Raw genomic sequence first — 433 nt, 5'->3', positions numbered from 1 at the left:
GGAGCACAAGTGGAGAGGAGGAGGAGGCGGACGGGGGGCGCGCGGAGGCGCCCCGGTGGGTGGAGGCGGGCAGCAGGTGGTGGGGGGGAGGAGCGATGTGGGGAGAACGGGGGCCGGGGGTCTGGCGGCCCTGCTGACGATCGTGGCGGTGTTCGGCGTACTCAGGCCGGCGGCCACGGCGAGCGCCGATCGCAGCGCCGAGGGCGGGATGGATGCGCGCAAGCCTGATCGTAAGCCGCAGCTGTACCAGATGCTCGCCTACAACGACCGGATTGACACCCAGAACGACGAGTTGAGGATGGATTTCAGCCTGCGGGTGGCCCACGGGCTGGGGAACCCGGAGTGCGGGGCGGGGGGGGCGAACAGGGTCAGCGGCGCCGACAAGTGCGGCTTGAACATACTGTATCGGTCTGATGGCTGCTGTTTATCCTAA

The 433-nt window shown here is 68.8% G+C and carries 1 pseudogene; it reads left to right on the top strand.

The window, feature by feature from the left end:
• Positions 1 to 433, top strand: a pseudogene (locus CRD59_RS08070) (hypothetical protein); the annotation flags it as partial.

Origin of the sequence: Bifidobacterium xylocopae (genome assembly GCF_003315615.1) — a bacterium.
GTDB classification, from domain to species: domain Bacteria; phylum Actinomycetota; class Actinomycetes; order Actinomycetales; family Bifidobacteriaceae; genus Bombiscardovia; species Bombiscardovia xylocopae.
The sequence above is the reverse complement of the archived record's forward strand: the minus strand, read 5'-3'. Positions and strand labels throughout refer to the sequence as shown.